9 protein-coding genes are annotated in these 7,818 nt (G+C 37.0%); 5 read left to right on the forward strand and 4 right to left on the reverse strand.

What is annotated here, in order from left to right; translation table 11 throughout:
- The first annotated feature begins 69 nt into the window (after window positions 1-69).
- The 5 genes from cbpB (at window position 70) to KGI01_RS09700 (ending at window position 4,019) form a co-directional block, all read left to right on the forward strand.
- The gene (gene cbpB / locus KGI01_RS09680; RefSeq protein ID WP_068455261.1) at window positions 70-513 is read left to right on the forward strand and encodes a cyclic-di-AMP-binding protein CbpB; all 444 of its coding nucleotides are present in this window, start codon (window positions 70-72) and stop codon (window positions 511-513) included.
- A 106-nt stretch (window positions 514-619) separates the two neighbouring features.
- Window positions 620-1,516 carry a transcriptional regulator CcpC gene (locus KGI01_RS09685; RefSeq protein ID WP_068455258.1) on the forward strand — a complete coding sequence of 299 codons (897 nt, stop codon included), beginning with the start codon at window positions 620-622 and terminating at the stop codon, window positions 1,514-1,516.
- A gap of 60 nt (window positions 1,517-1,576) precedes the next feature.
- Window positions 1,577-2,290, forward strand: a complete 714-nt coding sequence (gene dapD / locus KGI01_RS09690; protein ID WP_068455255.1) for a 2,3,4,5-tetrahydropyridine-2,6-dicarboxylate N-acetyltransferase — start codon at window positions 1,577-1,579, stop codon at window positions 2,288-2,290.
- 12 nt (window positions 2,291-2,302) lie between these two features.
- The gene (locus KGI01_RS09695) at window positions 2,303-3,430 is read left to right on the forward strand and encodes an N-acetyldiaminopimelate deacetylase (protein ID WP_141274519.1); all 1,128 of its coding nucleotides are present in this window, start codon (window positions 2,303-2,305) and stop codon (window positions 3,428-3,430) included.
- Window positions 3,431-3,500: 70 nt separating this feature from the next.
- On the forward strand, window positions 3,501-4,019 hold the full coding sequence (locus tag KGI01_RS09700; RefSeq protein ID WP_121175774.1) for a restriction endonuclease: 519 nt from the start codon (window positions 3,501-3,503) through the stop codon (window positions 4,017-4,019).
- Between the two features lie 66 nt (window positions 4,020-4,085).
- Here the strand turns inward: KGI01_RS09700 and KGI01_RS09705 are convergent, their stop codons facing one another.
- The 4 genes from KGI01_RS09705 to KGI01_RS09720 all read right to left on the reverse strand — a co-directional run.
- Window positions 4,086-5,306: an MFS transporter gene (locus KGI01_RS09705; RefSeq protein WP_141274520.1), complete on the reverse strand. Its 1,221-nt coding sequence runs from the start codon at window positions 5,304-5,306 to the stop codon at window positions 4,086-4,088.
- Between the two features lie 187 nt (window positions 5,307-5,493).
- On the reverse strand, window positions 5,494-6,573 hold the full coding sequence (locus KGI01_RS09710) for an ABC transporter substrate-binding protein (protein WP_087682390.1): 1,080 nt from the start codon (window positions 6,571-6,573) through the stop codon (window positions 5,494-5,496).
- The gene (locus tag KGI01_RS09715; protein WP_141274521.1) at window positions 6,573-7,364 is read right to left on the reverse strand and encodes an ABC transporter permease; all 792 of its coding nucleotides are present in this window, start codon (window positions 7,362-7,364) and stop codon (window positions 6,573-6,575) included. The genes KGI01_RS09710 and KGI01_RS09715 overlap by 1 nt, the downstream gene beginning before the upstream one ends.
- Window positions 7,348-7,818 (reverse strand): ABC transporter permease (locus KGI01_RS09720; protein WP_141274522.1); only part of this gene is annotated, 471 nt, incomplete at its 5' end. The genes KGI01_RS09720 and KGI01_RS09715, both read right to left, overlap by 17 nt.

A 7,818-nucleotide genomic window follows, 5' to 3' on the forward strand; every position in this document is an offset into this window, starting at 1 on the left:
ATTCATTTTATGTTATGATAAAAAGAGGTGAAGTACTCTATTTTTTAAATAGAAAAGGAGTAGAATTCTATGATTTCCACGAACAGCAAAGAATTGCTCGAAATGCCAATTCATGATTTTATTATACCAGCTGAGAAAGTAGCGCACGTTCAAATTGGTAATAATGCAGAGCATGCTTTATTAGTATTAACAAAGACAGGATATTCGTCGATTCCTGTACTCGACTCAAGCTATCGTTTTCATGGTCTAATTAGTATTCGTATGATCATGGATTCAGTCTTAGGCTTAGAACGAATTGAATATGAAAATTTAGAAGTGTCGAATGTCACAGAGATTATGGATCGAGACATTGCTACATTGAATATTAATGATAATTTTAAGCGAGCTTTAGATTTAGTAATTAATCATGCCTTCTTGTGTGTAATTGATGATGAAGGTACATTTGTTGGGATTATGACACGTCGTGTAATTTTAAAACAGTTAAAAAAATATGTATATCAACCAAAATCATAATCATTTTGGCTGAATTAAAAGGAACTGTCTTAAGAGAACGGATGAGACAGGTCCTTTTATTATTTTGAACTACATACATTTTGAATACGTATATGGAGGTGTTCGCATGACAACATCTGAAGCACAAATTTTAAAAATTTTAGCTGAAGAAGGAAATATGAGAAAAGCAGCAGAACGCCTATTTTTATCGCAACCAGCACTTTCACAACGCTTACAATCAATTGAAAAAGATTGGGGAACGCAGCTTTTTTTACGTTCACAAAAAGGTTTAACACCTACCCCGTCTGGTGAACTTGTTATTCAATATGCGAATGAGATGGCTACTAGACGAGAAGAAGTGTATGAACAACTACAGTCGTTAACACAAAAAGTACATGGAACATTGAAAATTGCATGTGCTTCAATTGTTGGGCACACATGGTTGCCACAAGTATTAAAAGAGTTCGTACAAAAATATCCAGATGCGAAAATTTCGCTCATGACAGGCTGGTCATCTGAAATTGTCAAAGCGCTATATGATGGTGAAGCACATATTGGGATTGTACGTGGGCATTCTGATTGGAAAGGCCGAAAAACACATTTATTTAGAGATACAATGTACTTAGTAGATAAAGAAATTAAATCACTGGATGAGGTATTTGAGACTGAACGACCTTTTATTCAATTCAAAAGTGATTCGAATTATTATCAAGAAATTCAACAATGGTGGCAACGACAATTTTCTTCAAGTCCAAAGCATCAAATCACAGTTGACCAAATCGAAACGTGTAAGCAGATGGCACTGAATGGTATTGGCTATGCGATTTTACCTTCTATTACATTGACAGGCGAAGAAGATGTCAATCGAATCAACCTCGTCAGTGATGATGAAAAATTTGCACTAACACGTGATACATGGTTGATTGGATATGATTCGAGTTTTGAGCTCCGTCAAGTAGCAGCTTTTGTTGAAATTGTGCAACAACATGCAGAATGTTTGTATGATTATTCAAAAAATAAGTGAAATTTTTTGAATAATCGGTTACAATTAGTGCATCTTTTTTTCAATAGGAGGAAATGCACAATGAAAAAGTTAAACGCACAAGAAATTATCGCTTACTTAGCAAATGCCAAAAAAACAACACCAGTTAAAGTTTATGTAAAAGGTACAAATGTGTCTTCATTAGACTTTGGTACAGATAGTAAAGTATTTGGTGAAGGTAATTCCGTAGTTGTATTTGGTGACTGGTCACAAATTGAACAAGCAATCAACGCACATGAGGCACAGATTGAAGATTACGTAATCGAGCAAGACCGACGTAACTCAGCTGTGCCTTTATTAGATACAAAAGCGATTAATGCACGTATCGAACCAGGCGCACTTATTCGAGATCAAGTTACAATTGGTGATAACGCAGTAATCATGATGGGTAGTGTTATTAATATTGGTGCGGAAATTGGCGCACGTACGATGATTGATATGAATGTTGTATTGGGTGGTCGTGCAACAGTGGGAGAAGATTGCCATATTGGAGCAGGTGCCGTTTTAGCAGGTGTGATTGAACCTCCAAGTGCTGACCCTGTAGTAGTTGAAAATAATGTAATGATTGGTGCAAATGCAGTTCTTCTAGAAGGAGTACGAGTAGGAGAAGGTGCAGTAATTGCAGCAGGTGCTGTCGTAACAAAAGATGTTGAACCTTATACAGTAGTTGCAGGTATTCCAGCACGTGAAATTAAAAAAATTGATGAAAAAACAAAATCAAAAACAGAAATTATGCAAGATTTAAGAAAAATATAAGAGGTGAATGGTGTGAAGTCTTTTATGGAAGTTCGAAGGGATTTACATAGAATTCCGGAGATTGGTTTTCAAGAGTTTAAGACGCAACAATATTTACTCGATACAATTACATCGTTTATAAAGCCCTATATGCGTATCATAAAATGGCGAACGGGTTTTATTTTAGTTATTGAAGGTATTAATCCTCGTTTGCAATTAGGATGGAGAACAGATTTAGATGGTTTGCCTGTTCAAGAACAAACTAATTTATCATACGCTTCTGAACATGAGGGTTTCATGCATGCATGTGGACATGACTTCCATATGACGATTGCGCTAGGGCTTGCGAAACGATTTGCGGATGTTCAACCAGAGCATACGATTTTATTGTACTTCCAACCTGCTGAAGAAGGCCCTGGAGGCGCAGAGCCTATGTTAGAGTGGGTGAAGGCAGAACATCCAGAACTACTTCCAGATTATATGTTTGCATGTCACATCGCACCAGAGTATCCTGTTGGAACTGTTGCAACACGACCTGGTATGTTATTTGCAAATACATCTGAACTTTTTATTGATTTAAAAGGACTAGGTGGACACGCAGCATTTCCGCACCATACAAAAGATATGACTGTTGCAGCTGCATCGCTTATTATGCAACTACAGACGATTGTCAGTCGTAATATCAATCCATTAGAAGGTTCTGTTATTACAGTTGGTAAAATGACTTCTGGCACCGTACAAAACGTTATTTCAGATGCTGCACGTTTGGAAGGAACAATCCGTACAGTAACAGCTGAGAGTATGGCGCAAATAAAAAAACGTATTCAAACATTGTGTGAGGCGACTGCCCTTGCATTTGAATGTGATGTGACGATTGACTATGGTTCAATGTATTATCAAGTGTACAATGATGCACACTGTGCGACATCGCTTCTTCAATATGCAGATTCTGTAGAAGGTATGACAGCGTACGAATGCCCACCAGCGATGACTGGGGAGGACTTTGGTTTCTTTTTAAAAGAGATTCCGGGCGCGATGTTTTGGGCTGGGGCGAATACCCCTTATGGACTACACCATGCAAAAATATCACCCGATGAAAATCTCATCGAACAAAATATTTTATTTGTAGAAGGATTTCTTCGACAATTCCACTTGAAATAAATAAAACACTTGTTCTCTTTTGCTGCTTTCTGTATGATAAAACAGATTACGTAAATAAAGGAGTACACAGATGAACCAATTAATTGAATATATCGTATGGGGTGCCATCGCGGTTGGGATTCTTTTATTCCTTTCGATATTGATTCGCTTTATTCAAGAAAGAAAAAGAAGAAAATCCTATGAACGATTAATGCAGACGACACAAATTCGTGATGTCGATGAAATGGACGGATATGTTTTTGAGGACTTTTTAGCACATGTATTTGAAGACTTAGGTTACGAAGCAGTTGCAACGCAGCGCTCTAATGATTTTGGGGCAGATGTCATGTTACAACATGATGAAGGGAAAATTGTGATTCAAGCAAAGCGTTATCAAGATAAAGTTGGTTTAAAAGCAGTACAAGAAATTTATGCAGCACAGGCTTTTTATGAAGCAAATGAAGCATGGGTGATTACGAATAATTATTACACACAGGCCGCAAAGCAATTAGCTACTGCTTGTCATGTGACACTCATGAATCGAGAAGATCTCATTGATTTATTAAAAGAACGTAAAAAAGTTATGAAGTCTTCAAGGCGTGCATCTTGATTTGCACAACACAATATAAGTACGAAAAAAAAGAATCGCGTGATAAGTTACGCGATTCTTTTTTGTTTATGCTTTTGTATCCAAGTCGATATTCGGTTGTTGATGTACAGGTCTTTGAATGGGATTTCGCTTTTGCCATACATAGGTGATCACGAAGCAAATCATGAGAACGGCACCACCTACGATGAATGGAATCGACATATTAATATCGAATAATGTACCTGCAATTGCGGGTCCAATCATATTCCCAAGAGACATATAGGAGTTGTTCATACCAGAAGCAAAACCTTGTTCTTTCCCAGCAGCATAGGAAATGAGTGTATTGACTGCTGGACGAATAAGAACAGCCGCTGTTTGGAAAATCGTTGCAACAACTAGGATAAGGAAGAATCCACTAATGTAAATCATACAAATTGTAAAGATTGATGCGATAACTAGACTGAACAGAATAATGCGCATCTCACCAAAACGTTTGAACAGCTTGTCTAATAATAGTCCCTGAACAATAACACCGATGAAGCCACCAACAGTTAAGACAATGGCAATTTGATTCGGTGTGAAGTCAAATTTATACGTTAAAAATAGTGACATAGAAGATTGGAAGTTTGCGATACCAAATGTGAAGATGAAAACAACTAATAGTAGAACAAAATAAGGTGTAGTGAAAGAAGTTTTCATGTCTTTTAAAATATTACCACTACCTGTACTTTTCGCACCTTTTGCTACGACTGGTTTTGTTGCAGGAAGCAAGAACATCGTTAAAATACCTGCTAAAATAGCTGCAGCACCAGCGAAATAGAATGGGAAGTGTAAATTAATATTGGACAATAAACCACCTAGACCGGGTCCAATTGTAAAACCAAGCGAAATAGCTGCGCCAATTAGTCCCATCGCTTTCCCACGTTGTTTTCCAGTTGTAATGTCTGCTACATATGCCATGATGGGTGGTGTGATGAAGGCAGAACCGACACCTGTTAAAAAGCGGAAGATATAGAGTTCGTAAAGATGGCTCGCGACACCGAATAAAGTCATGAACGTACCATTAATCAGTAGCCCGATTACGATGAGTTTTTTTCGACCAAAACGGTCAGAGAGAGATCCAGCGAGTGGAGAGAAGATGAATTGTGCCAGTGCGATACTGGCGATTAAAAAACCAAGTACAGCGCCTTGTCCTCCAAAGCCTTGTAAATAATGTGGCATGATGGGAATAATTAAGCCGATACCACTCATGGAAATAAACATGTTGAACATTAAGAGTGCGAGTGCTAATTTTACTTTCTTTTCCATAGAAGGCTCCTTTGTTGAGTATTTCGTATAGCTAAATAATAACGACTATAGTATAGAATCGCAATGAAAAAAATCTACTTCTTTTGACTGAAACAACCTTACTTGTAGTATTCCTTTTTATAAAGGAGAACAACCCTGTTGAAACATCAAAAAAACTGTAGATGAAACGAATTCATCTACAGTCCATTTATTCATTAATCGCCATTTTAAATTTCAGGAATAATTCATTGTATTCCCCGATTTTTTCAAGGCCAAGGTTTTTATAAACATGTAAGTTTTCGCGTGTTTCTTTCGAAGGGTAGTAACGTTCATCGTTTACTACTTCTTCATCTAGTAGAGAAAGAGCCGCTTTATTTGGTGTTGAGTAACCGACATAATCTGCATTTTGAGCTGCATTTTCAGGTTCTAACATGAAGTTAATGAATTTATGTGCGCCCTCTACGTTTTTAGACGTTTTTGGAATGACCATATTATCAAACCATAAGTTTGAACCTTCGCTTGGCACTGTGTATGTTAAATCTTCGTTCTCATACATCATATCTGCTGCTTGTCCAGACCATGTTAGAGCGACCATCGCATCTTCATTAATCATCAGCTGTGTTACTTCATCACCGATAATTGCTTTGACATTCGGTCCCATCTTAATTAGCTTGTCTGTTGCAGCATTTAACTCTTTTGAATCCGTTGAGTTCAGTGACTTACCCATACTGTTCAATCCCATACCAAGCACTTCACGCGCACTATCTACTAAGACTACTTTACCTTTTAAAGAAGGATCCCATAAATCATCCCAACGTTCGAATTTATATTTGTCGCCTAATAATTTAGGGTTATAAACAATCCCAACTGTTCCCCAGAAATAAGGAATTGAATATTGGTTTTTTGGATCGAATGGTAAATCTAAAAAGTCTTCATCAATATTTTTTAAATTCGGAATGTCTTTATGATTAACAGGTAATAATAGATTTTTTTCTTTCATTTGTTCGATTGTGTATTCAGATGGAACGGCGATATCGTAGTTTGTTCCGCCTTGTTCAATCTTTGTCATCATCGCTTCATTTGAATCGAATGTTTCATAAACGACGTGAATACCTGTCTCTTTTTCAAACTTTTTAAGTAGGGCAGGGTCGATATATTCGCCCCAGTTATAAACTGTTAAAACTTTTTTGCCTGATACACCAGATGATTGGCTCAGCGAATGTACCGCATAGAATAAGATACCGCAAACAGCGAGTAGGGCAATACTAATGCGTATAAGTGATTTCATTAATTACGCACCCCCGTTTTTTTACGTGTCGTAATAAAGTGATAGCCAAGTACAAGAATAATTGTGACAAAGAATACTAAACCTGAAATCGCATTAACTGTTAGTGATACTCCAGCACGCGCCATTGAATAAATCTCAACAGATAATGTACTGAAACCATTCCCTGTAACGAAGAACGTAACAGCGAAATCATCTAATGAGTAAGTTAAAGCCATGAAGAAACCAGCAAAAATCCCTGGTTTAATAAATGGAATGATAACACGTGTTAAAATATCGCGTTGTGAAGCACCTAAATCACGTGCAGCATCAATTAATGAACTGCTCATTTCTTGTAGTTTTGGTAATACCATAATAACAACGATTGGAATACTAAAGGCAATATGACTTAATACTACCGACATAAAGCCGAGTTTCACACCCACAATTGTAAATAGAATTAAGAATGAAGCACCGATAATAACGTCAGGGCTTACGATTAATACATTGTTCATCGATAAGACTGTATTGCGTAATTTACGATTACGCATGGATGAAATACCGATTGCACCAAGTGTTCCGATGAATGTCGAAATGAGTGCAGAGAGTAGGGCTACAATAATTGTATTCATTAAAATAATGAGTAGACGATCATCTTCAAAAACCGCTTTATAATGTTCCAATGTAAATGATTTGAAGTTTACCATCGAATCACCACTGTTGAAAGAGTAGAAGATTAGGAAAAAGATTGGTGCGTATAAAACGACCATAACAAGTGCTAAATAGAATTTAGAACCTTTACTTAGTCTTTCCATTTTGTGTCTCTCCTTTCTCTTTAGAACCTGTTAGGAACATGATGATAAACATAACGATGATTAGGAATACGGCAATGGTAGAACCCATTCCCCAGTTTTGCGCAACTAAGAATTGTTGTTCAATCGCTGTACCTAGTGTAATGACTTTGTTACCTGCGATTAAGCGAGTAATCATGAATAATGATAGCGCTGGGATAAATACAGCTTGCACACCGGCTTTAATTCCATTCATTGTCAATGGAATAATGACACGACGGAATGTTGTAATGCGTGAAGCACCTAAGTCACGTGCAGCATCAATTAATGCAGGATTTAATTTATCCAGTGCATTGAAAATTGGTAAAATCATAAATGGAATAAAGATATAAACAGATACAAAGATGAAACTGAAATTCGTGAATAGAATTTGCTGTTCACCAATACCAATTGCAGCTAAGAAAGCATTAATCGGACT

The sequence above is a fragment of the Kurthia gibsonii genome, assembly GCF_006539985.1.
Taxonomy (GTDB): Bacteria; Bacillota; Bacilli; order Bacillales_A; family Planococcaceae; genus Kurthia; species Kurthia gibsonii.

Bases quoted from the DNA above. Each gene is read 5' to 3' on its own strand.
- KGI01_RS09710 (WP_087682390.1), bottom strand. From the start codon at position 6,573: ATGAAATCACTTATACGCATTAGTATTGCCCTACTCGCTGTTTGCGGT.
- KGI01_RS09685 (WP_068455258.1), top strand. From the start codon at position 620: ATGACAACATCTGAAGCACAAATTTTAAAAATTTTAGCTGAAGAAGGA.
- dapD (WP_068455255.1), top strand. From the start codon at position 1,577: ATGAAAAAGTTAAACGCACAAGAAATTATCGCTTACTTAGCAAATGCC.
- KGI01_RS09715 (WP_141274521.1), bottom strand. From the start codon at position 7,364: ATGGAAAGACTAAGTAAAGGTTCTAAATTCTATTTAGCACTTGTTATG.
- KGI01_RS09705 (WP_141274520.1), bottom strand. From the start codon at position 5,306: ATGGAAAAGAAAGTAAAATTAGCACTCGCACTCTTAATGTTCAACATG.
- KGI01_RS09700 (WP_121175774.1), top strand. From the start codon at position 3,501: ATGAACCAATTAATTGAATATATCGTATGGGGTGCCATCGCGGTTGGG.
- cbpB (WP_068455261.1), top strand. From the start codon at position 70: ATGATTTCCACGAACAGCAAAGAATTGCTCGAAATGCCAATTCATGAT.